Source organism: Comamonas sp. FG99 (assembly GCF_057808605.1).
This window is the reverse complement of the sequence record NZ_JBMDII010000001.1, coordinates 255,490-280,522: the sequence shown is the minus strand read 5'-3', so window position 1 is coordinate 280,522 and position 25,033 is coordinate 255,490. Positions and strand designations below refer to the sequence as shown.

At 67.6% G+C, this 25,033-nt stretch carries 23 protein-coding genes; 18 read left to right on the top strand and 5 right to left on the bottom strand.

What is annotated here, in order from left to right; all coding sequences use genetic code 11:
* The first annotated feature begins 29 nt into the window (after nt 1-29).
* From ACODRX_RS01245 to ACODRX_RS01215, 7 genes are read left to right on the top strand one after another with little or no spacing between them, the layout of a single operon-like run.
* Complete coding sequence (locus ACODRX_RS01245; RefSeq protein WP_488869207.1) at nt 30-2,372, top strand: bifunctional salicylyl-CoA 5-hydroxylase/oxidoreductase; 2,343 nt, start codon at nt 30-32, stop codon at nt 2,370-2,372.
* A gap of 1 nt (nt 2,373) precedes the next feature.
* Nucleotides 2,374-3,144, top strand: coding sequence for an SDR family NAD(P)-dependent oxidoreductase (locus tag ACODRX_RS01240; protein ID WP_488869206.1), 771 nt, complete (start codon nt 2,374-2,376; stop codon nt 3,142-3,144).
* Nucleotides 3,145-3,156: 12 nt separating this feature from the next.
* Nucleotides 3,157-4,011, top strand: coding sequence for an enoyl-CoA hydratase family protein (locus ACODRX_RS01235; RefSeq protein WP_488869205.1), 855 nt, complete (start codon nt 3,157-3,159; stop codon nt 4,009-4,011).
* 1 nt (nt 4,012) lies between these two features.
* Complete coding sequence (locus ACODRX_RS01230) at nt 4,013-5,173, top strand: acyl-CoA dehydrogenase family protein (RefSeq protein ID WP_488869204.1); 1,161 nt, start codon at nt 4,013-4,015, stop codon at nt 5,171-5,173.
* An 11-nt stretch (nt 5,174-5,184) separates the two neighbouring features.
* A complete protein-coding gene (locus ACODRX_RS01225) occupies nt 5,185-6,807 on the top strand; it encodes a benzoate-CoA ligase family protein (RefSeq protein ID WP_488869203.1) in 1,623 nt (540 codons plus the stop codon).
* 34 nt (nt 6,808-6,841) lie between these two features.
* Nucleotides 6,842-7,300: an acyl-CoA thioesterase gene (locus ACODRX_RS01220; RefSeq protein WP_488869202.1), complete on the top strand. Its 459-nt coding sequence runs from the start codon at nt 6,842-6,844 to the stop codon at nt 7,298-7,300.
* Between the two features lie 11 nt (nt 7,301-7,311).
* On the top strand, nt 7,312-7,716 hold the full coding sequence (locus ACODRX_RS01215) for a RidA family protein (protein WP_488869201.1): 405 nt from the start codon (nt 7,312-7,314) through the stop codon (nt 7,714-7,716).
* Nucleotides 7,717-7,744: 28 nt separating this feature from the next.
* Here ACODRX_RS01215 and ACODRX_RS01210 read toward each other — a convergent pair whose 3' ends face one another.
* The 3 genes from ACODRX_RS01210 to ACODRX_RS01200 all read right to left on the bottom strand — a co-directional run bounded on the left by ACODRX_RS01210 (nt 7,745) and on the right by ACODRX_RS01200 (nt 11,432).
* The gene (locus tag ACODRX_RS01210; RefSeq protein ID WP_488869200.1) at nt 7,745-8,929 is read right to left on the bottom strand and encodes a phospholipase A; all 1,185 of its coding nucleotides are present in this window, start codon (nt 8,927-8,929) and stop codon (nt 7,745-7,747) included.
* 5 nt (nt 8,930-8,934) lie between these two features.
* Nucleotides 8,935-9,294: a hypothetical protein gene (locus tag ACODRX_RS01205; protein WP_488869199.1), complete on the bottom strand. Its 360-nt coding sequence runs from the start codon at nt 9,292-9,294 to the stop codon at nt 8,935-8,937.
* Nucleotides 9,295-9,362: 68 nt separating this feature from the next.
* Nucleotides 9,363-11,432, bottom strand: a complete 2,070-nt coding sequence (locus tag ACODRX_RS01200) for an ATP-dependent helicase (RefSeq protein ID WP_488869198.1) — start codon at nt 11,430-11,432, stop codon at nt 9,363-9,365.
* 90 nt (nt 11,433-11,522) lie between these two features.
* On the opposite strand from ACODRX_RS01200, the gene ACODRX_RS01195 reads away from it, so the two are divergent.
* The 4 genes from ACODRX_RS01195 (at nt 11,523) to ACODRX_RS01180 (ending at nt 14,486) form a co-directional block, all read left to right on the top strand.
* Nucleotides 11,523-12,482 (top strand): AEC family transporter, encoded by a 960-nt coding sequence (locus ACODRX_RS01195; protein WP_488869196.1) that lies wholly within the window; start codon nt 11,523-11,525, stop codon nt 12,480-12,482.
* 93 nt (nt 12,483-12,575) lie between these two features.
* Complete coding sequence (locus ACODRX_RS01190) at nt 12,576-13,109, top strand: midcut-by-XrtH protein (protein ID WP_488869194.1); 534 nt, start codon at nt 12,576-12,578, stop codon at nt 13,107-13,109.
* Nucleotides 13,110-13,111: 2 nt separating this feature from the next.
* Nucleotides 13,112-13,651, top strand: coding sequence for a midcut-by-XrtH protein (locus ACODRX_RS01185; RefSeq protein ID WP_488869192.1), 540 nt, complete (start codon nt 13,112-13,114; stop codon nt 13,649-13,651).
* Nucleotides 13,652-13,700: 49 nt separating this feature from the next.
* The gene (locus tag ACODRX_RS01180) at nt 13,701-14,486 is read left to right on the top strand and encodes a sterol desaturase family protein (protein WP_488869190.1); all 786 of its coding nucleotides are present in this window, start codon (nt 13,701-13,703) and stop codon (nt 14,484-14,486) included.
* A 14-nt stretch (nt 14,487-14,500) separates the two neighbouring features.
* Here the strand turns inward: ACODRX_RS01180 and priA are convergent, their stop codons facing one another.
* Nucleotides 14,501-16,651, bottom strand: a complete 2,151-nt coding sequence (gene priA / locus ACODRX_RS01175) for a replication restart helicase PriA (RefSeq protein WP_488869188.1) — start codon at nt 16,649-16,651, stop codon at nt 14,501-14,503.
* A gap of 740 nt (nt 16,652-17,391) precedes the next feature.
* Here priA and ACODRX_RS01170 point away from each other — a divergent pair.
* The 3 genes from ACODRX_RS01170 to ACODRX_RS01160 are packed head-to-tail and all read left to right on the top strand — an operon-like array spanning nt 17,392 to nt 19,573.
* Nucleotides 17,392-18,141 carry a lysophospholipid acyltransferase family protein gene (locus ACODRX_RS01170; protein ID WP_488869186.1) on the top strand — a complete coding sequence of 250 codons (750 nt, stop codon included), beginning with the start codon at nt 17,392-17,394 and terminating at the stop codon, nt 18,139-18,141.
* 31 nt (nt 18,142-18,172) lie between these two features.
* Entirely contained in the window at nt 18,173-19,114 is a 942-nt protein-coding gene (locus ACODRX_RS01165) for a M48 family metallopeptidase (RefSeq protein ID WP_488869184.1), read from the top strand.
* 30 nt (nt 19,115-19,144) lie between these two features.
* Nucleotides 19,145-19,573 carry a rhodanese-like domain-containing protein gene (locus ACODRX_RS01160; RefSeq protein ID WP_488869182.1) on the top strand — a complete coding sequence of 143 codons (429 nt, stop codon included), beginning with the start codon at nt 19,145-19,147 and terminating at the stop codon, nt 19,571-19,573.
* Between the two features lie 63 nt (nt 19,574-19,636).
* Here the strand turns inward: ACODRX_RS01160 and lysM are convergent, their stop codons facing one another.
* Nucleotides 19,637-20,101 (bottom strand): peptidoglycan-binding protein LysM, encoded by a 465-nt coding sequence (gene lysM, locus ACODRX_RS01155; RefSeq protein ID WP_488869180.1) that lies wholly within the window; start codon nt 20,099-20,101, stop codon nt 19,637-19,639.
* 206 nt (nt 20,102-20,307) lie between these two features.
* Here lysM and ACODRX_RS01150 point away from each other — a divergent pair, with 206 nt between their 5' ends.
* The 4 genes from ACODRX_RS01150 to rfbD all read left to right on the top strand — a co-directional run bounded on the left by ACODRX_RS01150 (nt 20,308) and on the right by rfbD (nt 24,971).
* The gene (locus ACODRX_RS01150; protein ID WP_488869178.1) at nt 20,308-21,075 is read left to right on the top strand and encodes a type III pantothenate kinase; all 768 of its coding nucleotides are present in this window, start codon (nt 20,308-20,310) and stop codon (nt 21,073-21,075) included.
* A gap of 75 nt (nt 21,076-21,150) precedes the next feature.
* Nucleotides 21,151-22,206 (top strand): dTDP-glucose 4,6-dehydratase, encoded by a 1,056-nt coding sequence (gene rfbB / locus ACODRX_RS01145; RefSeq protein WP_488869176.1) that lies wholly within the window; start codon nt 21,151-21,153, stop codon nt 22,204-22,206.
* Between the two features lie 26 nt (nt 22,207-22,232).
* Complete coding sequence (locus ACODRX_RS01140) at nt 22,233-24,014, top strand: O-linked N-acetylglucosamine transferase, SPINDLY family protein (protein ID WP_488869174.1); 1,782 nt, start codon at nt 22,233-22,235, stop codon at nt 24,012-24,014.
* Nucleotides 24,015-24,074: 60 nt separating this feature from the next.
* Nucleotides 24,075-24,971 (top strand): dTDP-4-dehydrorhamnose reductase, encoded by an 897-nt coding sequence (gene rfbD, locus ACODRX_RS01135; RefSeq protein ID WP_488869172.1) that lies wholly within the window; start codon nt 24,075-24,077, stop codon nt 24,969-24,971.
* Nucleotides 24,972-25,033 lie beyond the last annotated feature (62 nt).

Sequence of the window (25,033 nt, the reverse complement as noted above, 5' to 3'; positions counted from 1 at the left end):
TAAAGTAATTTTCCATACGGACCCTGGCCATGAAAATCGTCTGCATAGGTGGCGGCCCCGCCGGCCTGTACTTCGCGCTGCTGATGAAGCAGATGGATGCCTCGCACGAGGTCAGCGTCGTCGAGCGCAACCAGCCCTACGACACCTTCGGCTGGGGCGTGGTGTTCTCCGACGCGACCATGGACAACATGCGCGAGTGGGACCCGGCCACCGCCGCGCAGATCGAGGCGGCCTTCAACCATTGGGACGACATCGAGCTGCTGTTCAAGGGCCGGCGCATCCGCTCGGGCGGCCACGGCTTCGTGGGCATAGGCCGCAAGCATTTGCTCAACATCCTGCAGGCGCGCTGCGAGCAGCTGGGCGTCCAGCTGGTGTTCGAGACCGATGCGCAGTCCGACGAGGACTATGCGGACGCCGACCTCATCATCGCCAGCGACGGCGTGAATTCGCGCATCCGCGGCCGCTATGCGGACATTTTCAAGCCCGACATCGTCACGCGCCCCAACCGCTATATCTGGCTGGGCACGAACAAGGTGTACGAGGCCTTCACCTTCGACTTCGTGCGCACCGAGCATGGCTGGTTCCAGGCGCACATCTACAAGTTCGACGACAAGACCTCGACCTTCATCGTCGAGACCACCGAAGACACCTGGAAGGCCCACGGGCTGGACCAGGCCGACCAGCAGCAGTCCATAGACTTCTGCGAGCGGCTGTTCGCCGCCAACCTGCAGGGCGAAAAGCTCATGACCAACGCGCGCCACCTGCGCGGCTCGGCCTGGATCAACTTCCAGCGCGTGGTCTGCGAGCAGTGGTGGCTGAAGAACGCCCGGGGCAGCCATGTGGTGCTGATGGGCGATGCGGTGCACACCGCGCACTTCGCCATCGGCTCGGGCACCAAGCTGGCCATCGAGGACGCGATCGAGCTGGCGCGCCAGTTCCGCCGCCTGGGCGCCACGCCCGCGCACATCCCCGAGGTGCTGGCCGCCTACCAGGAGGCGCGCCGGGTGGAGACGCTGCGCATCCAGAACGCGGCCTGGAATGCGATGGAGTGGTTCGAGGTCTGCGGCCAGCGCTACTGCGACCAGCTCGAACCCGAGCAGTTCATGTACTCCATGCTCACCCGCAGCCAGCGCATCAGCCATGAGAACCTGCGCCTGCGCGATGCGGCCTGGCTGGGCGGCTACGAGCAATGGCTGGCCGCGAAAAATGGCGTGGCCGTGGAGGGCCAGGCGCCGCCGCCGATGTTCCTGCCCTATACGCTGCGCGGCCTCACGCTGAAGAACCGCATCGTGGTCTCGCCCATGGCCCAGTACTCGGCGGTGGACGGCGTGCCCGGCGACTACCACCTGGTGCACCTGGGCGCGCGCGCCCTGGGCGGCGCGGGCCTGGTGTTCGCCGAGATGGCCTGCGTCAGCCCCGAGGGCCGCATCACCCCGGGCTGCCCGGGCACCTATACCGAGGCGCAGCAGGCGGCCTGGAAGCGCATCGCCGACTGGATCCACGCCAACACCGATGCCAAATTCGCGATGCAGATCGGCCACGCGGGCGCCAAGGCCTCGACGCGCCTGGCCTGGGATGGCACCGACCTGCCGCTGCCCGAGGGCAACTGGCCCATCATCTCGGCCTCGGCGCAGCAGTACCTCGAAGGCGTGAGCCAGATCTCGAAGGCGATGACGCGCGCCGACATGGACATGGTTAGGCAGCAGTTCGTGCAGGCCGCGCGCATGGCCGCCGACATCGGCGCCGACTGGCTGGAGCTGCACTGCGCCCACGGCTACCTGCTGTCGAGCTTCATCTCGCCGCTGACCAACCAGCGCCAGGACGACTATGGCGGCAGCCTGGAAAACCGCCTGCGCTACCCGCTGGAAGTCTTCGCGGCGGTGCGTGCCGCTTGGCCCGCCGAGCGGCCCATGTCGGTGCGCATCTCGGCCCACGACTGGGTGCCCGGCGGCATCACGCCGCAAGATGCGGTGCAGATCGCCAAGGCCTTCAAGGCCGCCGGGGCCGATCTGATCGACTGCTCGTCGGGCCAGGTCAGCAAGCAGGAAAAGCCGGTCTACGGCCGCATGTTCCAGACGCCGTTCGCCGACCGCATCCGCCAGGAGGCCGGCATCGCCACCATGGCCGTGGGCGCGATCAGCGAGGCCGACCATGCCAACTCCATCATCGCCGCGGGCCGCGCCGACCTGTGCGCGGTGGCGCGCCCGCACCTGGCCAACCCGAACTGGACGCTGGCCGAGGCCGCCAGGATAGGCTACACGCCCATCGCCTGGCCCAGGCAGCTGTTCCAGGGCAAACGCCAGATGGAAACCCTGTTCGAGCGCGAGCAGGCCCAGCAGGCCGCCGCCTTGGCTTCGGCCGGGGGGCACTGAGATGGCGGGCGATCTGAACGATCAGCACGCGCTGGTGACCGGCGCCGGCCAGGGCATAGGCGAGGCCATCGCGCGCCAATTGCTGGCGCGCGGCGCCCGGGTCACGGTGCTGGGGCGCCGGGCCGAGACGCTGCGCAAGCTCGTGGACGAATTCCCCGGCCAGTGCCGCATGGAGCTGGCCGATGTGGCCCAGGAATCCGAGGTGAAAAGGGCTTTTGGCCAAGCGCAGAAAGCTCTAGGTGCTATCAATATTCTGGTAAACAACGCCGGCCAGGCGCAGAGCGCACCGTTCCTGAAGATGGACGCGGCGGCCTGGCAGAACATGCTGGCCGTCAACCTCACGGGCACCATGCTGTGCATGCAGCAGGCGCTGCCCGCGATGGCGACCGCGGGCTACGGGCGCATCGTCAACGTGGCCAGCACGGCCGGGCTGGCCGGCTACGCCTATGTGGCGGCCTACTGTGCGGCCAAGCACGGCGTGGTGGGATTGACCCGCTCGCTGGCGCTGGAGTTCGCGAAGAAGGGCGTCACCATCAACGCCGTCTGCCCCGGCTATACCGAGACCGAGATCGTGCGCGAGAGCATTGCGCGCGTGGTGGAAAAGACCGGCCGCACGCCCGAGCAGGCCATGGCCGAGTTCGTCAAGGGCAACCCCCAGGGCCGGCTGGTGCAGCCGCAGGAGGTGGCCGACGCCGTGCTCTGGCTGTGCGGCCCGGGCGCCGGCGCCGTCACCGGCCAGGCCATCGCGGTGGCCGGCGGCGAAGTGATGTGAATGGAGTGCAAGATGAGTGAATACGCAATCGATCCCGCCCTGGTGGCGGGCAACCACCAGCAGCTGGCCGGCTACGAGGCGCGGCATTTTTTGTGGCAGCTCGAGGGCGGCGTGGCCACGCTCACGCTCAACCGGGCCGAGCGCAAGAACCCGCTGACTTTTGACTCCTACGCCGAGCTGCGCGACCTGTTCCACCGCCTCAAATGGGCGCAGGACGTGAAGGCCGTGGTGCTGGTGGGCGCGGGCGGCAACTTCTGCTCGGGCGGCGACGTGCACGAGATCATCGGCCCGCTGGTGCAGCTCAAGGCACCCGAGCTTTTGATGTTCACGCGCATGACGGGCGAGCTGGTCAAGACCATGCGCGCCTGCCCCCAGCCCATCGTCGCGGCGGTGGACGGGGTGTGCGCCGGCGCCGGCGCCATCATGGCCATGGCCTCGGACCTGCGCCTGGGCACCGCGCGCAGCAAGACCGCCTTTTTGTTCAACCGCGTCGGCCTGGCCGGCTGCGATATGGGGGCCTGCGCCATCCTGCCGCGCATCATCGGCCAGGGCCGCGCCAGCGAGCTGCTCTACACCGGGCGCAGCCTGGGCGGCGAGGAGGGCGAGCGCTGGGGCTTCTTCAACCGCCTGTGCGCGCCCGAAGCCTTGCTGGAGCAGGCGCACCAGCTCGCGGCCGAGCTGGCCGCCGGCCCCAGCTTCGCCAACGGCATCACCAAGACCATGCTGCACCAGGAATGGGCCATGACCGTGGAGCAGGCCATCGAGGCCGAGGCCCAGGCCCAGGCCCTGTGCATGCTGACCGAAGACTTCGCGCGCGCCTACCATGCGTTCGTCGCCAAGCACAAACCCCAATTCCAAGGAAACTGACATGGCCGACAGCAGCTATCTGAAATGGCCCTTCTTCGCGGCCCGCCATGCGCAGCTGGCGCAGCAGCTCGACGCCTGGGCGGCGCGGCATGCGGCGCAGGTGCACAGCGGCGACACGGATGGCGACTGCCGCCAGCTGGTGAAGGCACTGGGCGCGGGCGGCTGGCTGCGCCACGCGGTGGCCGGCGCTGAATCTGGCGGCGCGCAGATCGACACCCGCGCCATCTGCCTGATCCGCGAGACGCTGGCGCGCCACAACGGCCTGGCCGACTTCGCCTTTGCCATGCAGGGCCTGGGCTCGGGCGCGATCAGCCTGGCCGGCACGCCAGAGCAAAAGCAGCGCTACCTGGGCAAGGTGGCGGCGGGCGAGGCGATCGCCGCCTTTGCGCTGTCCGAGCCCGATGCCGGCTCGGACGTGGCGGCCATGGCCTGCGAGGCCCGGCTGGAAGGCGAGCATTACGTGCTCAACGGCGAGAAGACCTGGATCTCCAACGGCGGCATCGCCGACTTCTATCTGGTCTTCGCACGCAGCGGCGAGGCGCCGGGCGCGCGCGGCATCTCGGCGCTGATCGTCGATGCCGGCACGCCGGGCTTCGAGATCGCCGAGCGCATAGACCTGATCGCGCCGCACCCGCTGGCGCGGCTCAGGTTCAGCAACTGCCGCGTGCCGGTGGCGCAGCGCGTGGGCGCGGGCGGCGAGGGCTTCAAGCTCGCCATGCGCACGCTCGACGTGTTCCGCACCTCGGTGGCCGCCGCCGCGCTGGGCTTTGCGCGCCGCGCGCTCGACGAGGCGCTCATGCGCGCCACCACGCGCAAGATGTTCGGCGGCGTGCTGGCCGATTTCCAGCTCACCCAGGCCAGGCTGGCACAGATGGCCACGCAGATCGACAGCGCGGCCCTGCTCACCTACCGCGCCGCCTGGCAGCGCGACCAGGGCGAGAGCGTGACGCGCGAGGCCGCCATGGCCAAGATGGCGGCCACCGAGAACGCCCAGCAGGTCATCGACGCCGCGGTGCAGTTGTGGGGCGGTCTGGGCGTGGTCAGCGGGCAGGTGGTGGAGCGGCTGTACCGCGAGATCCGCGCGCTGCGCATCTACGAAGGGGCGACCGAGGTGCAGCAGCTCATCATCGCGCGCGAACTGCTCAAGAGCGCGCAGGCTTAGGAGGCCGCCACATGCCCTATACCGCCCATATCGACACCTTTGCCGCCGACCACCTGCCGCCCGCCGAGCTGCAGCCCGACTACCTGTTCGAGCTGCCCGGGCTGCAGTTTCCCGAGCGCCTGAACTGCGCCGCCGAGCTGCTGGACCGCCATGTGGCCGAAGGGCGCGGCGACAGGCTGTGCATCCAGGCCGAGGGCGTGCGCTGGAGCTATGCCGAGCTGCAGGACAAGGCCAACCGCATCGCCAACGTGCTGACCCGGCGCATGGGCCTGGTGCCCGGCAACCGGGTGCTGCTGTGCTCGCCCAACAACCCGATGATGGTGGCTTGCTGGTTCGGCGTGGTCAAGGCTGGCGGCATCGTGGTCGCGGCCATGCCGCTGCTGCGCGCCAAGGAGTTGTCGGCGTTTGCCGACATCGCGCAGATATCGCTGGCCCTGGCCGATGAAGCCCTGCAGGACGAGGTGCTGGGCGCGCAGGCCAAGAGCCCCACGCTGCAGCGCGTGTGCTTCTTCAACGCCAAGTGCGGCGCTGCCGGCGCGTCGCTCGAAGCGCTGATGGCCGGCGAGAGCGCCAGCTTTGCCAACGTGGACACCGCGGCCGTCGACACCTGCCTGCTGGGCTTCACCTCGGGCACCACCGGCGTGCCCAAGGCCACCATGCATTTCCACCGCGACGTGATGGCGATCTGCGCCTGCTGGCCGCGCCATGTGCTGCGGGCGACGCAGGACGATGTATTCATCGGCAGCCCGCCGCTGGCCTTCACCTTCGGCCTGGGCGGGCAGGTGCTGTTTCCTATGGCCATCGGCGCCTCGCTGGCGCTGATGGAAAGGGCCGGGCCGCAGCAGCTGGTGGACGGCATCGAGCGCTTTGGCGCCACGGTGCTGTTCACCGCGCCGACCTCGTACCGGGTGATGGCGGAGCAGGGCGCGAGCATCCGCGCCAGCCGCCTGCGCAAGTGCGTCTCGGCCGGCGAGGCGCTCACCGCATCGACCCGCGCGATGTGGAAGCAGGCCACCGGCATCGAGATCATCGACGGCATAGGCTCCACCGAGATGCTGCACATCTTCATCTCGCACCGCGAGGACGAGGCCCGCCCCGGAGCCACCGGCAAGGCCGTGCCCGGTTACCGCGCCCGCGTGGTGGATGAGCAGGGCCGCGAGCTGCCGCCGGGCACCGTGGGCCGCCTGGCCGTGCAGGGCCCCACCGGCTGCCGCTACCTGGGCGATCCGCGCCAGCGCAGCTATGTGCAGGACGGCTGGAACCTCACCGGCGACGCCTACCTGATGGATGCGGACGGCTACTTCGTCTACCAGGCCCGCACCGACGACATGATCATCTCTGCCGGCTACAACATCGCCGCGCCCGAGGTGGAGGAGGCGCTGATGCAGCACCCCAGCGTGGCCGAGTGCGCGGTGATCGGCGTGCCCGACAGCGAGCGCGGCCAGATCGTCAAGGCCTTCGTGGTGCTGCATGCGGGGCAGGCCGCGGACGATGCCAAGATCCGGGAGCTGCAGGATTTCGTGAAGCGCACCGTGGCGCCGTACAAGTACCCGCGCGCGGTCGAGTTCATGGGGCAGCTGCCGCGCACCGCGACCGGCAAGCTGCAGCGATTCCGGCTGCATGCTCCAGCGTAGTGCCCCGGGCATCGGAACCCGAGCGGAATCTGAAATGACGGACTTCGTCCCATCCCCATGCGCGCAACGCTTCGAGCGCGAGGTGGGCATACGCTTTGCCCACTGCGACCCGGCGGGCATCATTTTTTTCCCGCAGTACCTGGTGCTGTTCAACGGGCTGGTGGAAGACTGGTTCAACCAGGCGCTGCGCCACCCCTATGCCCGCATGCTGGGCGAAGAGCGCACGGGCCTGCCCATCGTGCGCCTGGAGTGCGATTTCCGCGCCATCACGCGTATGGGCGAAACGGTGGTGCTGGGCCTGTCGGTGGCGCGGCTCGGCCAGCGCTCGCTGGCGCTGGACCTGGACTGCCGCGGCGCCGATGGCCAGCTGCGCGTGGCCGCGCGCAAGGTGCTGGTGTTCACCAGCCTGGACACGCACCAGGCCATCGCCGTGCCCGGCCCCATCCAGGCGGCCATCGCGCGCTGGCTGGCTGGCGAAGATCGATTTTGTTGAAAGGAAACGCAATGCAAGTATTACTGCCGCCCGGCTGGCCCCGCCCCAAGGGCTATTCCAATGGTGTGACGGCCCGCGGCCGCATGGTGTTCGTGGCGGGCATGATCGGCTGGGATGCGCACGGCGTCTTCCACACCGACGATCTGGCCGGCCAGGTGCGCCAGGCGCTGCAGAACATCGTCGAGGTGCTGCGCGCGGGCGGCGCCCGGCCCGAGCACATCGTGCGCATGACCTGGTATGTGACGGACAAGCAGGAGTACGTCGCGGCCTATCCCGAGATCGGCAAGGCCTTCCGCGAGCTGATCGGCAGTTTCAACGCGGCGATGACCGCGGTGCAGGTGGCCGCGCTGGTGGAGGACCGCGCCAAGGTGGAGATCGAGGTCACCGCGGTGGTGCCCGACGACGCGCGGGCCTGAGCGCCGCGGTGAGGGGTCGGCTGGATGATCAGAAATCCAGCAGGCTGAAGCCCAGCGAGAACATGGTGCGCTTGTAGTTGTAGTCCAGCAGCGAGTCGCCATAGCCGCTGAACAGCTGGGCGTGCAGGCGCAGGTTGCTCTTGCCGCCCATCCAGCCGTCGCCCAGCGCGTGCATCCATTCCAGCCGCGCCGATCCCTTGCCCGAGCCGTTCAGCGAGCCGCGCGCGGTCAGGCCGAGCCAGTTGTCGCGGTTCAGGTTCCAGCCGATCTTGAGTTCGCCCCGGCCGATGTAGTCCTGGATGTCGGGGTTGTTGTCGCTGGCGGCATTTTCGGCGATGCGCTTCCACAGCTTGGCCTGGATTTGCCAGCGGTTGTCCAGCTCCAGCCCGGTCATCAGGTAGTAGCGGTTCCAGCTGCGCGACAGCGGGTCGCTCTGGCCGTTGGACTGGTGCACCAGGCCTATGCCGCTGTAGCGCCAGCGCCAGCCGAAGGGCAGCTTGGCGGTGGTGGGGTAGACGTAGAAGATCTCGGGCTCGTGGTCGGTGTTGCGGAAGGGCCGCGACAGCGCGGGGTTGAACAGCTGCCAGTACGACTGCTGGGTGTAACCCACCCACAGCGAGTCGCGCAGGTTGGAGCCGGGGCTGGTCAGCAGGTTCTGCGCCAGCTTGGTGCGCACCGAGAGCTGGATGCGCATTTCCTGCTTCTGGTAGGCGGTGGCATGGGTGGCCGAGTTGTTCGGGTTGTCCGAGAGGGGCTGGACGTTGACGCCGCTGGCGGTGACCGCCGAGAGCGACAGCGGCCGGTAGCCGCGGAAGCTGAAGGTGCCGCAGTCGGTGCCGGCCTCCAGTTCCCAGAAGCGCGACATCTCGGTATAGGCCGAGTCGCGGCAGCCGCCGTTGGCGCGGTTGGGGTCGAGCGCTGCCAGCATTTCGGTGGCCGGGGCAAGCGCGGCAGGGGGCGCGGCCGCGGTAGTGGCCGCAGCCGGCTCCTGGCTGGCGGGGGCCGCCGCCACCGCGGCCGCGGAGTCTTGTTGCGCGGCCCACTGGTCGAAGCAGGCCAGGCGCTGCGCAGGGTCGGACTGCGCGGCGCACTGCCGCCAGGCGGCGGGCAAAGCCGGGGCGCCCGGGGCTTGCCCATGGATTTGGGCCTGGGCCGAGGTGCCGTAGAGCAGGGGGGCGGCGATGGCCGCCGCGCACAGGTAAGGGTGTCGCATGGTGGTCAGTGTGCGGCCTTGCGCAACGTGAAGCGGTGGGAGTGCTCGTTCTGGTCTGTCCATTCGCCGCGGATCTCGCGCGCGCAGCTGCCCTGCACCACGTCGCCCGACCAGGTGCCGGTGGTGCGCTTGCCGTCGCTGGACTCTTCCATGGACAGCTCGCCCTTGTCCACGTCGCCGACGACGATGGCGCTGCCGCCGGGGCGGCGGATTTCGCCCTTGACGGTGCCGTTCCACTCCGGGTGCGGGCGCAGCTCCAGCGTGATGGGGCCGGCCTGGCCCTGCACCTCGGCCCGCCAGTGGCCGAGCAGCTCGGGCTGCTCCATCTGCGCGGCCGTGGGGCAGGCCGGGCGTGGCGAATTCAAGGGGTTTTGGCTACAGGCGCCGATGGACAAGGCGCAGATTGCTATCAGAAGGATTTGCTTCATGGGTTTCATGCCGGTGTTTCGGGCTTGGCCTGCGCCTTCTTGGCAAACTCCTCGCGCAGCGCGCGCAGCTTGGCGCGCGGGTCTTCACGGGCGGTCGAGGCGTCGAGCTTCATCTCGGCGATGAAGCGGCTGGGCTGGGCCATCACCATCTCGCGCCCTTTCTTGCGGCGCTTGGCCCAGCTCACCGCCAGCGTGCGCTGGGCGCGGGTGATGCCCACGTACATCAGGCGGCGCTCTTCCTGCAGGCGCTGGGCGGTGTCTTCGCTGAGCTTTTGCTGCTTGCCGTCGTCATCGTCGAGCTTGAAGGGCAGCAGGCCTTCGTTCACGCCGACCAGCACCACATGCGGCCATTCCAGGCCCTTGCTGGCGTGCAGCGTGGAGAGCGTCACCATGTCCTGCTCCTGTTCGCGCTCGCTGATGGTGGACAGCAGCGCAATGGTCTGCGAGACCTCGAGCAGGCTCTTGGCCTCGGCCTGCGTGGTCATGCCGGCGCTGGTGTCGATCTGCCCGCCGGCGCGCTGGGCCATCCAGTCGCAGAACTCCAGCACGTTGGTCCAGCGCGCGGCGGCGACTTTGTCGCTGTCCTCGTGCTCGTACAGGTGCTGCTCGTAGCCGATTTCCTTGAGCCACTCCATCAGGAAGGCATGCGCCTCTTCGGCGCCGCGGGTGTTGCGGGCGCGGCTTTCCAGCTCGTTGATGTAGCGGCCGAATTCCATCAGGCTTTCGTAGCCCTTGGCCGGCAGCGCATCGGGCAGCATCTGGTTGAACAGCGCGCCGAACATGCTGCTGCTGCGCGCCTGGGAGAATTCGCCCAGCCGCCCCAGCGTGGTGTGGCCGATGCCGCGCTTGGGCGAGGTGATGGCGCGCAGGAAGGCCGGGTCGTCGTCGTTGTTGATCCACAGCCGGAACCAGGCGCACAGGTCGCGGATCTCGGCGCGGTCGAAGAAGCTGGTGCCGCCCGAGACCTTGTAGGGCACGTTGGCGCGGCGCAGCGCCTTCTCGAAGGGCTTGGCCTGGTGGTTGGCGCGGTACAGGATGGCGAAGCTCTTCCAGTCCGGCGGCGGGTTGGCCGCGGCGCGCAGGCCCAGGATGCGGGCCACGGCGCGCTCGGCCTCGTGGTCTTCGCTGTCGGCATCGACCACGCGCACCGGCTCGCCTTCGCCCAGCTCGGAGAACAGCGTCTTCGGGAACAGCTTGGGGTTGGGCTGGATCACGTTGTTGGCCGCGCGCAGGATGGCGCTGGTGGAGCGGTAGTTCTGCTCCAGCTTGATCACCTTGAGCTGGGGGAAGTCCTGCGGCAGCTTCTTCAGGTTGTCCAGCGAGGCGCCGCGCCAGCCGTAGATGCTCTGGTCGTCGTCGCCCACGGCGGTGAAGCGCGCGCGCTCGCCCACCAGCAGCTTCAGCAGTTCGTACTGGGTGGCATTGGTGTCCTGGTATTCGTCGACCAGCACATGGCCGAGCAGTCGCTGCCACTTCTCGCGCACCTCGGGGTGACCCTGCAGCAGGCGCAGCGGCATGCCGATCAGGTCGTCGAAGTCCACGCTCTGGTAGGCGGTGAGCCGTTCCTCGTAGCGCTGCATGATGACGGCGACCGCGCGTTCGTTGTCGTCCTTGGCCTGGGCCAGCGCGGCCTGGTGGTCGAGGCCGCGGTTCTTCCAGTTGCTGATCAGGTACTGCCACTGGCGGGCGGTGGCGGCATCGGTGGTGCCGCCGGCCGCGTCCTTGAGGATGCCGATCACGTCGTCCGCGTCGAGGATGCTGAACTGCGGCTTGAGGCCGAGCACGCGGCCGTCCTCGCGCACCATGCGCACGCCCAGGGCATGGAAGGTGCAGACCAGCACGTCCTTGGCGGCGCGGCCGATCAGCCCCTTGGCGCGCTCGCGCATCTCGGCGGCCGCCTTGTTGGTGAAGGTGATGGCGGCAATGCTGCGCGGCGCGAGGCCCGTCTCGATCAGCCGCGCGATCTTGTGCGTGATCACCCGCGTCTTGCCCGAGCCCGCGCCGGCCAGCACGAGGCAGGGCCCTTCGGTGTAGTGCACCGCCTGGAGTTGCGCGAGATTGAGACCGACTGCCATGAAACCGAAACCTGCGTGCGACGCGAAAAAAGGGCAAGAATAACCGCTTGGCCCCGGGGCCGGCCGGCAAAGGGACATCACAATAGCGCCGTGCTCTCCGTCCTTCAGATCACCTTCCCGTTTTTTGCACTGGTGCTGTGCGGTTACCTGGCCACGCGGCGCGGCGTGTTCCCGCTGCAGGCCATCTCCGGGGTCAATGGCTTCGTGCTGTTCTTTGCACTGCCCTGCATGCTGTTCAAGGCTGGCGCGGGGCTGCCGTTTGCGCAATTGCTCGATCTGCCCGCCATGCTGCTGTACCTGCTGTGCGGCTTGATCATGGTGGCGGGCTGCATAGGTTTCGGCCGCCGCGCGGGCCTGGATTGGAACAATGCATCCTTCGGCGCGCTGGTGACGGCCTTTCCGAACACCGGCTTCATGGGGCTGCCGCTGCTGGTGGCCTTGCTCGGCGATGCCGGCGCCGGGCCCAGCATCCTGTCGATGCTGGTCGACATGGTGGTCACCACCTCGATCTGCCTGGCCCTGTCGCGCCTGGGCGATGCCGCCGGCCACGCAGGCCATGCCGGCGCTGCGCTGCGCAAGGCCCTGGCCGGCATGCTGGCCAATCCCATGCCCTGGGCCATCTTGCTGGGCGCACTGGCCTCGTACCAGCAGTGGCGGCTGCCCGCGGCGCTGGACCAGACCGTGGGCCTGCTGGGCAGCGCCGCCACGCCGGTGGCGCTGTTCGCGGTGGGGGCGGTGCTGGCGCGCTCGCAGATGCGGCCCGCCGAATACGCGGCGCCGCGCAGCTATGTGCCGCTGGCGCTGGCCAAGCTGCTCGTGCATCCGCTGCTGGTCTGGGGGCTGGGCGCCCTGGCCATGCGCCTGGGGGCGCCGCTGTCACCCTTTGCGCTGAAGGCGCTGGTGCTGCTGGCGGCGCTGCCCAGCGCCAGCAATGTCACGCTGCTGGCCGAGCGCTACGGGGCCCACAACGGGCGCATCGCGCATGTGATCCTGGTGTCGACGGTGCTGGCATTCGTGAGTTTTTCGCTGGCGGTGGCGCTGTTGCAGTAGCGAAACAGCGGCAGGCGCGCAGATTGTTAAATCTTGTATTTGGTTATTTGATGCATTTATGATTGCGTGACAAATCGCAACATAAGGCAAAACATGTTCATCAGGAATTTCGCAGGCATGCGCACGGCGGCCGGGTTGGCCATGCTCTGCGCCGCTTCGGCGGCACAGGCGGGTCTGCCGGCGCCGGGGGGCGCAATCGACTATGCACCGACGGCTAGCAGCGTGCCCACCTTGGGCGCATGGACGCTGCTGATGCTGGCCTTGCTGGTTGCCGCGGTGGCGTATCGCGTGCTGCGCGGGCAGGTCAACGGGCGGCTGCTCTCCAATCTGTTGGTGGTTGGCGGCGTGGCCGCGGCGGGCATGGCGGGACATGACTTGGTGCAGCACGCCCAAGCGATCAGCGCGAACCCCGTCAATTTGAGCAGCCCCTCCGGCGGCAGCGTGAGCGGCGACTACTGGGTGCAGGCCACCAATACCTCGGGGGTGCCGCAGCAGATCAAGGCCATCCGGCCCAACAACGATTGGGTGCAGGTGCGTGAGGCGCCAGTGGGGCCGCAGTGCCAGGTGGGCACCGTGGTGCAGCCGGGCGCCCAATGCAATGTGCTGTTCACCTACCCGCCAACCTAAGCATGTTGTTCATCAGGAATTTCGCGGGCATTCGTGCCGCGGCCGGGTTGGCAGTGGTTTGCGCCGCTTCGGCGGCGCGGGCGGGTGTCGAAGTCCCTCCGGGCGGCGCGATCGACTATGCGCCGCTGGCCAGCAGCGTGCCCACGCTGGGCGTCTGGACACTGCTGCTATTGGCCTTGCTGGTTGCCGCGGTGGCATACCGCGTGCTGCGCGGGCGGGTCAATGGGCGGCTGCTCTCCAATCTGTTGGTGGTTGGCGGCGTGGCGGCTGCGGGCGTGGCGGGGCACGACCTGGTGCAGCGCGCCCAAGCGATCAGCGCGAACCCCGTCAGTCTGAGCAGCCCCTCCGGCGCAAGCGTGAGTGGCAATCACTGGGTGCAGGCCACCAATACCTCGGGTGTGCCGCAGCAGATCAAGGCCATTCGGCCGAATGTCGATTGGGTTGTGGTTACCGATGCGCCTGAAGGGCCGCAGTGCCAGGTTGGAGCCGTGGTGCAGCCGGGAGCCAAATGCAATGTGCGGTTTGAATACCTGCGGGGCTAGCGCTGGTGCCGGGGTTGCACAGAAATATATTTGGTGATTGATCCTATCCATGCAGCAGATATATATCGCCGCCATCGTCATCAGCCTGGCGGCGGTAATTTTTTGGGAATCGCTGAGCCCGCTGTTTCCCACCCCCACCGTGCCGCTGGCGCGCTGGCTGCGCAACCTGGCGCTGTCGGTGCTGGCGCTGGGCGCCATGCTGGCGGCGCCGGCGCTCTTCTGGGCGGCCATGCATGCGTTGGGCCTGCGGCCAGGCGGCTGGGGCGGCTGGCTGCAGCGCTGGGGTGTGCCGGTGTGGGGCCAGTGGCTGGCTGCCTTCCTGGTGCTGGATGGCATGGCCTATGCGCTGCACCGCCTGTCGCATGCCGTGCCCTGGCTGTGGCGGCTGCATGCGGTGCACCATAGCGACGTGGAGCTGGACGCCACCACCGCGCACCGCCACCATCCGCTGGAAAACCTGTTCATCGCGCTGGCGACCCTGCCGGTGCTGCTGCTGCTGGCGCCACCGGTGGAGGCGGTGCTGGCCTACAGCCTGCTGGCGGTGGTGGTCAGCACCGTGGCGCATGGCAATCTGCGGCTGCCAGCGAGCCTGGACCGGGTGCTGCGCTGCCTGCTCGTCACGCCGGCCTACCACCGCATCCACCACAGCCGCGAGCAAGTGCAGACCGACAGCAACTACGCGACGGTCTTCCCCTGGTTCGACTACCTGCTGGGCAGCGCCAGCGCGGTACCTGCCGACGGCGGCCGCTCGGTCGTCATGGGGCTGGAGCGCCACCGCGATGCCGCCAGCCAGACGCTGCCAGCCTTGCTGCTGGCGCCATTCCGGTCGAGCTGAGCCCTGGCGGCATCTCAGATCGCCTGCGGATCCACATCCACCAGCCAGCGGATCAGCGCCTTGTGCTCGGGCTGCGCGCGCACCTGGTGCAGCACGGCCTGCCAGCTGCGCAGAAACTGCTGCAGCGCAGGGCGCGATGCGCTCTCCACCAGCATCTGCGCCCGCTCCACATTGGCCACCCGCTGCACGGCCAGCGGGATCGGCGGATAGAGAAACATTTCGGCCAGGCCCGGCAGCTGCAGCGCGTGGGCCTGCTCGCTGGCGCTGCGCAAAAAGGCCTGGGCGACTTCCTGGCTGCGCGCGTCGGCGCGCACCAGGGCCTGGTAGGCGAAGGGCGGCATGGCGGCGTCGCGCCGCTCGCGCAGCTGCTGCGCTGCGAAGCCGGCATAGTCGTGCGTGCGCAAGGCCTCGAAAACCGGATGGCCGGGCTGCTGCGTCTGCACCCACATCTCCACCGCGCTGCGCTGGCGGGCCACATAGCCGGCATCGCGTCCGGCGCGGCCGGCCGCCTGCAGCAGCAGGGCGAACAGGCGTTCGGGCGCGCGGAAGTCGCTGGAGAACAGCGCGTCGTCCGGCTGCACCGCGGCGACCAGCGTCACGCGGCGGAAGTCATGACCCTTGGCGACCATTTGCGTGCCGATCAGCACGTCGATCTCGCCGGCGTGCATGTGCTGCAGCTGGGTTTCGAGCGCGCCCTTGGATTTGGTGGTGTCCGCGTCGATGCGGGCGATGCGCGCGGGCTCGCGGTCGGGCCGCTGCACATTGCGCAGCTGCCGGGACAGCGCCTCTTCGAGCTGCTCGGTGCCCAGGCCCAGCGGCAGGATGTCGGGGTTGCCGCAGCTCGGGCACTGGCGCGGCACGCGCTGGCTGAAGCCGCAGTGGTGGCAGCGCAGCGTGCGGTCGCTCTTGTGGAAGACCTGGTGGGCGCTGCAGTGCGGGCAGTCGCTCTTCCAGCCGCAGTCGCCGCACAGCAGCACTGGCGCGAAGCCCCGGCGATTGAGCAGCACCAGGCTTTGCTCGCCGCGCTCCACGCGCTGGCGTATGGCCTGCAGCAGCGGCTCGGAAAACAGCGTGCGCCGGGGTTGCTGGCGCATGTCCACCAGGCGCAGCGCAGGCATGTGGGCCGCGCCTGAGCCGGCTCCGATACGGCTGGGCATGGCCAGCCGCTGGTAGCGCCCGCCAGGGTCTTCGGGGCCGTCTTCGCCGGCCGCTCGGCTGGCCCACCAGCTCTCCAGCGACGGCGTGGCCGAGCCGAGGATGACCTTGGCGCCCGCATCGTGGCCCCGCCACAGCGCCAGGTCGCGCGCCGAATAGCGCGCGCCCTCCTGTTGCTTGTAGCTGGTGTCGTGCTCTTCGTCGACCACCACCAGCGCCAGCTGCGGCAGCGAGGCAAACACCGCCATGCGCGTGCCCAGCATGATGCGCGCCGCACCGGTGTGCGCGGCCAGCCAGCTTTGCAGGCGCTGCGGATGGGTCATGCCACTGTGCATGGACACCACGGCGCCAGGCCCCAGCAGCGGCGCAAAGCGCTGGCTGAAGCGCTGCTCCAGCTGCGGCGTCAGGTTGATCTCGGGCACCATCACCAATACCTGGGCGGTGGGCGACTGCTCCAGCACCCGCTGCGCGGCACGCAGGTAGACCTCGGTCTTGCCGCTGCCGGTGCTGCCGAACAGCAGAAAAGGCCCGGGCATGGCGCCAATTTGCGCGAAGGCGCTTTGCTGCTCTGCGCTGAGTGCCATGGAATCCATGGCTGCTGCAATGCCTGCAGTACCGCAGGCATCGGCGCCGGCCTTGACCTTGCGGCGCAGGCGGCGCTGCAGCTGCACCTCGCTCAGGTCGCGCAAGGCGGGCGGCAGCGCGGCGATGGCCATCTCTCCCAGGCTGCGCTGGTAGTAGCGCGCCGCGAAGGCCACCAGCCGCAGCCAGCCGGGCGATAGCGGAGGCAGCGCCAGCACGGCGCCCACCGGCTTGATGGCCGCGCCCAGTCCGGCATCGTTATCCAGGCCCCAGACCACGCCCAGCACCTCGCGCTGTCCCAGTGGCACCCGCACCAGGCTGCCGGGCGCCAGCGGCTCGGTATGCCGGTAGGTCAGCCACGGCGCGCTGGCGCTGATGGCGCTGTGAGCGGGCGTGTTGACGGCGATGCGGAGCAGGGACACGGGCAAGAAGGCAGGGGCGGGAGTGGCGTCGGCAGACAGGCCGAGAACCCGCCAGTGTACCCATGCGCTCCGTGGTGCGCGATCGGATGCGTCGCTCTTTTGCCCGTGCACTGGTTACCCACAGGCAGGTATCTAGGCATATCAACATTTCGAGGATGGATCTGTGGATAACTTTGTTGACATGCCTGCCCGCCATGGTGCCGGCGGGCCTAGCACGGATAGCGGTGGCTAGATGAAAAATCGAAAGAATATTTTTTTATCTTTTTTAATCAATGGGATATGCGGTGTTTTTTGATGACAAATCTATGAATCGCCGGTAAAGAGGATGGCGGGGCTGCTTTCCACAATATGTGCATAACTGCCATGGCCAGGCGCATTTGGCAAGAGGGTGCCGGCATGCCAAAGATCAGCCATTGTCATCAACCGAGACAAGATGCACACAAAACGCATGCTAAGCCTATGAGTTTTCGCCAATTCTCTTTGTTTGGTGGCGCTGTGGATAAATCTGTGTGCAAGCTGGTGGCTGCTTGTGGGGCGGTTGGTGATTATTCCTCTGGGGTCGAAAAATAATTCATATGAATCAATTGGTTGTATTTTTTCTTCCTGTGGATTGCTTGCTTGCGAGGTGGGGGCAGGGCCGAGGTGCGGGCCGTGCTCGATTGGCGGGCCTTCCGATATGATGGCGGACGCCGCCAGCCTGCGCGCTGCTTCCCCGCATCGTGTGAACAGACCCTGAAACTACCCTCATGCCCCTGATCCGTTCGGTATTGCACATGCTCTTCATGAGCCTTTCGGTCGTTCCCTATACCCTGACCATCTTGCTGCTGCGCATCTGTGGTGCCAGCAGCTTGGCGCGTTACCGGGTGGCGCGCGCCTGGCTCAAGCTGTCGGTGGACAGCGCGCGGGTCATCATCGGCATCAAATACCGGGTGCAGGGCATGGACAGGCTGCCGGTTGGCGGCGGCCGGGGGGCGGTGCTGCTGGTCAAGCACCAGTCCACCTACGAGACTTTTCTGATGCCAGCCATCATGCCGGTGCCGCTGGCCTATGTGTTCAAGAAGGAGCTGCTGCAGATCCCCTTCTTCGGCTGGTCCATCGGCAGCCTGGACATGATCCATATCAACCGCAAGGACGGCAGCCGCGCCTTCCACAAGGTGGTGGAGCAGGGCAAGCGCCTGATCCAGCAGGGCATGTGGGTCATCATGTTTCCCGAAGGCACGCGCATTCCGCGCGGCCAGGCGGGAGAGTACAAGACCGGCGCGGCGCGGCTGGCCATCATGACCGGCGCCGACGTGGTGCCTGTCGCCGTCACCTCGGCCAAGTGCTGGCCGCGCAAGGCTTTCATCAAGTATCCGGGCGTGGTCGATGTGTCCATCGGCGCGCCCATTGCCACGGCCGGCCGCAAGCACGACGAGCTGACCGAGCAGGTGCAGGCCTGGATCGAGGCCGAGATGCGCAGGCTCGACCCCGAGGCCTACGCTGGCAGGGAGTCCTGAGATCGTAAACACGTTCTGAGGCCCGACTGCCATGCAGCGTTTGATACAGCTTGCGCTCGACCTGTGGGAGAGAAGCGCGCCGGCGGGGCCGCCGCCGGTGGTTGCCGATTCACCCTCACCCCCACCGGCCCCGGTGGCGGCCAGGCAGGCCGCTCCCGAGGCCCTGCCGCTTTCATCGGCCCTGCTGCCGCAGTCGTTCGAGCACCCGCAGGCCAGCCGGACCATTCTGGTGGGCGATGTCCATATCGGCTATGCGCTGCAGCGCGTGCAGCGCAAGACCATTGGCTTTGTCGTGGACGATGCGGGCCTGACGGTGCGTGCGCCGCGCTGGGTTTCCCAGGCCGGCATCGAAGAGGCGCTGCGGGACAAGGCGCCCTGGATCGTGCGCAAGCTGGGCGAGATGCAAAAGCGCCATGCACACCGGCAGCAGGCCGCCATCCAGTGGCGCCATGGCGGCGTGCTGCCGTTTCTGGGGCATGAGATGGAGCTGGTGCTCGATGGCGAATTGCGCCATGCGCGCGCCGGGGCCGTTGGGCGGGTGGAAGATGCAAAGGGCGGGTCGGCCACCACGGCGCGCCTGTACCTGCCGCTGCCCCGCGACGCCTCGCGCGGCCAGATCCGCGACATGGCCCAGGCCTGGTTCATGCGCAGCGCGCGCCAGCACTTCCTGGCGCGGCTGGCGCATTTCGAGCCGCGGCTCGGCGTGCGCCATACTTCGATGCGGCTGTCGAATGCGGCCACCCGCTGGGGCAGCGCCAAGAGCGACGGCTCCATCCGGCTGAACTGGCGGCTGATGCATTATTCGCCCGAGGTCATCGACTACGTGGTGGCGCACGAGCTGGCGCACCTGCGGGTGATGGACCACAGCCCCCGGTTCTGGAACACCGTGGCCGAGGTGGTGCCCGACCATCGCGAACTGCGCCGCCAGCTCAAGGAAACCCCGGCGCCGCCGTGGGATGACCTGGCAGGCTGAAATGGACAATCTGGACACAAGGAGTCTGCAATGAGCACGCCGAACGACACCCATTCCATCCGCCCCGCCAACGGCTACGCGGGCGATATATCCGCGCAGCTCGCCTGGCAGTGGGTGCAAAGCGGCGAAGCCGTGCTCGTCGATGTGCGCACCGACGCCGAGCGCGCCTGGGTCGGCATGGTGCCGCAGGCCGTGCCGGTGGCCTGGAAGCAGTGGCCCGCGATGGAGCCGAACCCCGATTTCGATGCCCAGCTGCTGGCCGCGGTGCCCGCGGACCGCAAGGTGGTGCTGCTGTGCCGCAGCGGCGTGCGCTCGATTGCCGCCGCGCAGCGGGCGGCGCAATTGGGGCGCGAGGCCTACAACATCCTCGAAGGCTTCGAGGGCGATGCCGATGCGAACGGCCAGCGCGGCAAGCTGGGTGGCTGGCGGTTGCGCGGGCTGCCCTGGCGGCAGGGCTGAGCCGGGCGCTGCACCCAGAAAAAAGGACTCCAGCGGAGTCCTTCGGTTGGCAAGTGCCAGGCCTTACAGCGCGGGGATGCGCAGCTTCTGGCCGGGGTAGATCTTGTTCGGGTCGCTGAGCATGGGCTTGTTGGCCTCGAAGATCACCGGGTACTTATTGGCGTCGCCGTAGTACTTCTTGGCGATGGCCGACAGGGTGTCGCCGGACACCACGTCATGGTATTGGGCCTCGGGCTCGGGGTTGGTGACCGCCATCTGGTTGTCCACTTCGCTCACGCTCGACACGTTGCCGCAGCACAGCGTGACCTTTTCCTTGGCGGACTGCGTGGGCGCCGTGCCGGTGACCGTGACCTTGCCGGCATCGAACGCCACCTTCACATCGCTCACGCCCAGGTTCTGCGTGGCAATGTACTTCTCGATGGCCGCGCCTGCGGCGGCATTCAGATCCTGGGGGGCCTGTGCTGCCTGGGCGCTGCTGCCCCCGAACAGTTTTTCACCGGCTTCCTTGATAAAGCTGAACAGTCCCATGGATTTGCTCCTAAGTCAGAGTGGAAAGCTGCAATATAGACCGGTTCCGTGACGCCGCAGGGTCAGATAAAACCTGCTTGAACATCTTTCACATAGCTTTCGAGGGTAATTGCGGTGTATTTCGGGGTGGGGCTTGGGCCGGCAGGCCCGCGGCTCGGTTGAAAATGTGACAGGTTTCTTGAGAAAAAGCACCAATAATGCCGCCCATGCAATTTTTGGCCATTGACGTAGGGAACACGCGCCTGAAGTGGAAGATGTACGAGGCTCCCCGCCCTGGCGCGGCGGTCCTGGCCGATGGCGTGGAATTCCTGGACCACATCGATCGCCTGGCCGAAGGGGCCTGGTCCCAGCTGCCGGAGCCGCAGTACATGCTGGGCTGCGTGGTGGCGGGGGAATCGGTGAAGCATCGCGTCCAGGAGCAGATGGAGATCTGGGACCTGGCGCCGCGCTGGGTGGTGTCCTCCGCCCAGGAGGCCGGCCTGGTCAATGGCTACGACCATCCGATGCGCCTGGGCACCGACCGCTGGGTGGCCATGATCGGCGCCTGGCACCATGTGCTGGCCCAGGGGCGGCCGCGCCCGACCGTCGTGGTCATGGTCGGCACGGCAGTGACGGTCGAATGCATAGACGCGAGCGGCCGGTTCCTGGGGGGCTTGATCCTGCCCGGCCACGGCATCATGCTCAAGGCGCTTGAATCCGGCACCGCCGGCTTGCACGTGCCCACCGGCGAGGTCTGCGAATTTCCGACCAATACCAGCGATGCACTCACCAGCGGCGGCACCTATGCCATTGCCGGCGCGGTCGACCGCATGGTGCAGCACCTGCAGCACCAGTGCGGCGAGGAGCCCGCCTGCATCATGACCGGCGGCGCCGGCTGGAAGATGATGCCCAGCATGACGCGCCCCTTCGAGCTCGTGGAAAACCTGATCTTCGATGGGCTGCTGCATATCGCGGCCAGCCGCTTTCACACTTGAGAGCGAAGCAGCGCGCCGGGGGCTACGGCCTGCGGATGCGATAATTCGCAGTTGTTTCGAACAGGTAGAACCATCATGATTCTCGTCACCGGTGGGGCCGGTTTCATCGGCTCCAATTTTGTGCTGGACTGGCTGGCGGGCACCGGCGAGCCCGTCGTCAATCTGGACAAGCTCACCTATGCGGGCAACCGCCACAACCTGGCCAGCCTCGAAGGCGACGCGCGCCACCTCTTCGTGCAGGGCGACATCGCCGACCGCGCGCTGCTCGATGCGCTCATCGCCCAGCACCAGCCCCGCGCCATCGTGCACTTTGCCGCCGAAAGCCATGTGGACCGCTCGATCCACGGCCCGGAGGACTTCATCCAGACCAACGTCGTCGGCACGCTGCGCCTGCTCGAAGCGGCCCGCGCCTACTGGAGCGGCCTGCAGGGCGAGGCGCGGGAGCAATTCCGCTTCCTGCATGTCTCCACCGACGAGGTCTATGGCAGCCTGTCCAAGGACGCGCCGGCCTTCACCGAAGAGCACAATTTCGAGCCCAACAGCCCTTACTCGGCCAGCAAGGCCGCGAGCGACCACCTCGTGCGCGCCTGGCACCACACCTACGGCCTGCCGGTGCTCACCACCAATTGCAGCAACAATTACGGGCCGTATCACTTTCCCGAAAAGCTCATCCCGCTGATGATCGTCAATGCCCTGGCCGGCAAATCGCTGCCGGTCTATGGCGACGGCCAGCAGATCCGCGACTGGCTGTACGTGAAGGACCACTGCAGCGCCATCCGCCGGGTGCTCGAGGCCGGTCGTCTGGGCGAAACCTACAACGTCGGCGGCTGGAACGAAAAGCCCAACATCGACATCGTGAACACCGTCTGCCGCCTGCTCGACGAGCTGCGCCCCAAGGCCGACGGCAGCAGCTATGCCGCGCAGATCACCTATGTGAAGGATCGCCCCGGCCACGACCGGCGCTACGCCATCGATGCACGCAAGCTCGAGCGCGAGCTGGGCTGGAAGCCCGCCGAAACCTTCGACACCGGCATCCGCAAGACCGTGCAGTGGTACCTGGAGCATCCCGATTGGGTGGCCCAGGTGCAGTCGGGCAGCTACCGCGACTGGGTCAGCAAGCAATACGGTTGAGAAACGGGCAAGCCATGCAGCCAGACATGATGCAACTGCACGCCATGCTCGTGGAGGGCGCTGCCTTGCAGCGGGCTGGCGACTGGCAAGGTGCTGACCAGCGCTATCGCGCAGTGATTGCGCAAGTGCCGCACCATCCGCTGGCACTGCACCTGGCGGCAACGCTGGCCGCGGGCCGCAAGCGATTCGACGAGGCGATAGAGCTGTTCCGGCGCAGCCTGGCGACGCAGCCCGCCAACCCCGTGGCCTGGGGCGGCCTGGCGCAGGCCTGCCTGGAAACCGAGCAGGTCGAACTGGCCCGGGAGGCGGCGCGCAAGGCGATCGAGCTGGCACCCCAGGTGGCGAAGAACTGGTACCTGGATGGCGCGGCGGCGCTGTCGGCCAAGGACCATGCGCATGCGGCGGCGTCCTTCGCCCAGGCGCGCGAGCTGGGGGTGGATGCCGGGCTGGGCGTTTTCCTCCTGGGCATGGAGTGGGAGCTGGCGCAGCGCACCTGCGACTGGCCGGCGCTGGAGCGCTGCGAGCAGGCCATGCGTGGCCAGGGCGGCGCGGTGCTGGTGCCGTTCAGCGCCTTGGCATTCGCCGACGACTCGGAACTGCATCGGCGCTGCGCCGAAGGGGCGCAGCGCAATCTTGAACAGGTCCAGCCGCCGGCGGTTCCTCGCCATGGAAGGCACGAGAGAATCCGCCTTGCCTATCTGTCTGCGGACTTCCATGAGAACCACCCAGGCGCCTATCTGATGGCCGAGCTGTTCGAGCGCCACGATCGTGCGCGCTTCGAAATCATCGGAGTCTCGTGGGGGCCGAGCGATCGCACGCCCATGCGGCTGCGATTGGAAAAAGCCTTCGACGACTTCTGGGATGTGCGCGGCTGGAGTGCGCCGCGGATCGCTGCCCGCATGCGCGAGGCCGAGATCGACATCGCCGTGGATCGCATGGCGTACTCCGGCCTGGCCAGGCCGGAGTTGTACCTGCACAAGCCTGCCCCCATCATCGTCAACTACCTGGGCTACCCGGGAACCACCGGATCGGCGGTGCACGACTACATCATCGGCGATGCGGTGGTCACGCCTTTCGAGCATGCCCGCCACTACAGCGAGCATATCGTGCAGATGCCCAACAGCTACCAGGTCAACGATGGCACGCGGGCGATAGCGCCGCAGGTGCCCAGTAGGGCGCAAGAAGGCCTGCCCGAGCAAGGCTTCGTGTTCGCGGCGTTCAACAATGTCTACAAGATCCGGCCGGCGTTCTTCAAGGTCTGGATGAGCCTGCTGCGGCAGGTTCCGGGCAGCGTGCTGTGGCTGGTGTGTTCGGAGCCGATGGCGCAGCAGAACCTGAGGGCCGAGGCCAGCGCCTGCGGCATCGATCCGGCGCGGCTGGTATTTGCGCGCAAGCTGCCGCAGGCGCAGCACCTGGCGCGGCATGCCCATGCAGGTGTTTTGCTCGATACCCTGCCGGTGAATGCCCATGCCACGGCGAGTGACGCGCTATGGGCGGGCATCCCGGTGGTGACCTGCATGGGCCAGGCATTTGCCGGCCGGGTGGCGGCGAGCCTGCTGACGGCGGTGGGGCTGCAGGAGCTGATCACCCACAATCTGCAGGACTACGAAGCCCTGGCGCTGCGCATCGCCCAAGATCCGGCATACCAGCAGCAGCTGTGCGAACATCTGGAGGCGGTGCGCCACAGCACCAGCCTGTTCGATGCGGGCAGGCTGGCCGCAGATATAGAGACAGCATTCCTGCATATGTACGAACGCTGGCAGCAAGGTTTGCCGGCACAGGCATTTTCCGTAGCCGATGTGCAATGATCGCCGGCACGCGCTGGCCGCCTCTCGCATCAGCGCTGCCTGCCCATTTGATTGAATGTCATGAAAATCCTTCTCCTTGGAAAGAACGGCCAGGTCGGCTGGGAACTGCAGCGCAGCCTGCAGCCGTTGGGCGAGGTCATCGCCCTGGATCGCCATAGCGAAACGCATTGCGGCGACCTGCTCGATCCCGGTCGCCTGGCTGACACCGTGCGGGCTGTCCAGCCCCAGGCCATCGTCAATGCCGCGGCCTATACCGCAGTGGACAAGGCCGAAAGCGAGCCGCAGCAGGCGCGCACCATCAATGCCGACGCGGCCGGCGTGCTAGCCCGCGAGGCCGCGGCCATCGGCGCCTGGCTGGTGCATTTCAGCACCGACTATGTGTTCGACGGCAGCGGCGCCGCCGCCTGGCGCGAGGACGATGCCACCGGCCCGCTGTCGGTCTACGGGCAGACCAAGCTCGAAGGCGAGCAGCAGATCGCCGCATCCGGCGTGCGCCATCTGGTCTTGCGCACCAGTTGGGTCTATGCCGCGCGCGGCGGCAACTTCGCCAAGACCATGCTGCGCCTGGCGCAGGAGCGCGAGCGCCTGGCCGTCATCGACGACCAATGGGGGGCGCCCACCGGCGCCGAACTGCTGGCCGATGTGACGGCGCTTGCGCTGCACCGGGTGCTTGGCGGCGGCATGGACGACGCCAGCGGCATCTACCACCTGGTTGCCCAGGGCGAAACCACCTGGAACCGCTATGCCCGCTATGTGCTGGAGCAGGCACGGCAGATCCAGCCCGCGCTGCCCATCGTGGCCCGGGAGGTACAGGCCGTTGCGACCGAAGCCTTTCCCACGCCCGCCAAGCGCCCGCGCAACTCGCGCCTGGCTACCGGCAAGCTGCAGCAGCGCTTCGGCCTGCAATTGCCACACTGGCAGGCGGGTGTCAAGCGCATGCTGCAAGAGACTTTGTAAACGATAATCAGATAGTGCGTTTGTACTATCTGCCAAGAACCTGTGCAGCCCATATGCGTGGA

Coding starts and splice junctions, on each gene's coding strand:
- ACODRX_RS01160 (WP_488869182.1), top strand. CDS start 19,145: ATGAGCACGCCGAACGACACCCATTCCATCCGCCCCGCCAACGGCTAC.
- ACODRX_RS01150 (WP_488869178.1), top strand. CDS start 20,308: ATGCAATTTTTGGCCATTGACGTAGGGAACACGCGCCTGAAGTGGAAG.
- ACODRX_RS01185 (WP_488869192.1), top strand. CDS start 13,112: ATGTTGTTCATCAGGAATTTCGCGGGCATTCGTGCCGCGGCCGGGTTG.
- rfbB (WP_488869176.1), top strand. CDS start 21,151: ATGATTCTCGTCACCGGTGGGGCCGGTTTCATCGGCTCCAATTTTGTG.
- ACODRX_RS01230 (WP_488869204.1), top strand. CDS start 4,013: ATGGCCGACAGCAGCTATCTGAAATGGCCCTTCTTCGCGGCCCGCCAT.
- ACODRX_RS01190 (WP_488869194.1), top strand. CDS start 12,576: ATGTTCATCAGGAATTTCGCAGGCATGCGCACGGCGGCCGGGTTGGCC.
- ACODRX_RS01245 (WP_488869207.1), top strand. CDS start 30: ATGAAAATCGTCTGCATAGGTGGCGGCCCCGCCGGCCTGTACTTCGCG.
- ACODRX_RS01180 (WP_488869190.1), top strand. CDS start 13,701: ATGCAGCAGATATATATCGCCGCCATCGTCATCAGCCTGGCGGCGGTA.
- ACODRX_RS01200 (WP_488869198.1), bottom strand. CDS start 11,432: ATGGCAGTCGGTCTCAATCTCGCGCAACTCCAGGCGGTGCACTACACC.
- ACODRX_RS01210 (WP_488869200.1), bottom strand. CDS start 8,929: ATGCGACACCCTTACCTGTGCGCGGCGGCCATCGCCGCCCCCCTGCTC.
- ACODRX_RS01170 (WP_488869186.1), top strand. CDS start 17,392: ATGCCCCTGATCCGTTCGGTATTGCACATGCTCTTCATGAGCCTTTCG.
- ACODRX_RS01235 (WP_488869205.1), top strand. CDS start 3,157: ATGAGTGAATACGCAATCGATCCCGCCCTGGTGGCGGGCAACCACCAG.
- rfbD (WP_488869172.1), top strand. CDS start 24,075: ATGAAAATCCTTCTCCTTGGAAAGAACGGCCAGGTCGGCTGGGAACTG.
- ACODRX_RS01225 (WP_488869203.1), top strand. CDS start 5,185: ATGCCCTATACCGCCCATATCGACACCTTTGCCGCCGACCACCTGCCG.
- ACODRX_RS01220 (WP_488869202.1), top strand. CDS start 6,842: ATGACGGACTTCGTCCCATCCCCATGCGCGCAACGCTTCGAGCGCGAG.
- ACODRX_RS01140 (WP_488869174.1), top strand. CDS start 22,233: ATGATGCAACTGCACGCCATGCTCGTGGAGGGCGCTGCCTTGCAGCGG.
- ACODRX_RS01240 (WP_488869206.1), top strand. CDS start 2,374: ATGGCGGGCGATCTGAACGATCAGCACGCGCTGGTGACCGGCGCCGGC.
- lysM (WP_488869180.1), bottom strand. CDS start 20,101: ATGGGACTGTTCAGCTTTATCAAGGAAGCCGGTGAAAAACTGTTCGGG.
- ACODRX_RS01215 (WP_488869201.1), top strand. CDS start 7,312: ATGCAAGTATTACTGCCGCCCGGCTGGCCCCGCCCCAAGGGCTATTCC.
- ACODRX_RS01165 (WP_488869184.1), top strand. CDS start 18,173: ATGCAGCGTTTGATACAGCTTGCGCTCGACCTGTGGGAGAGAAGCGCG.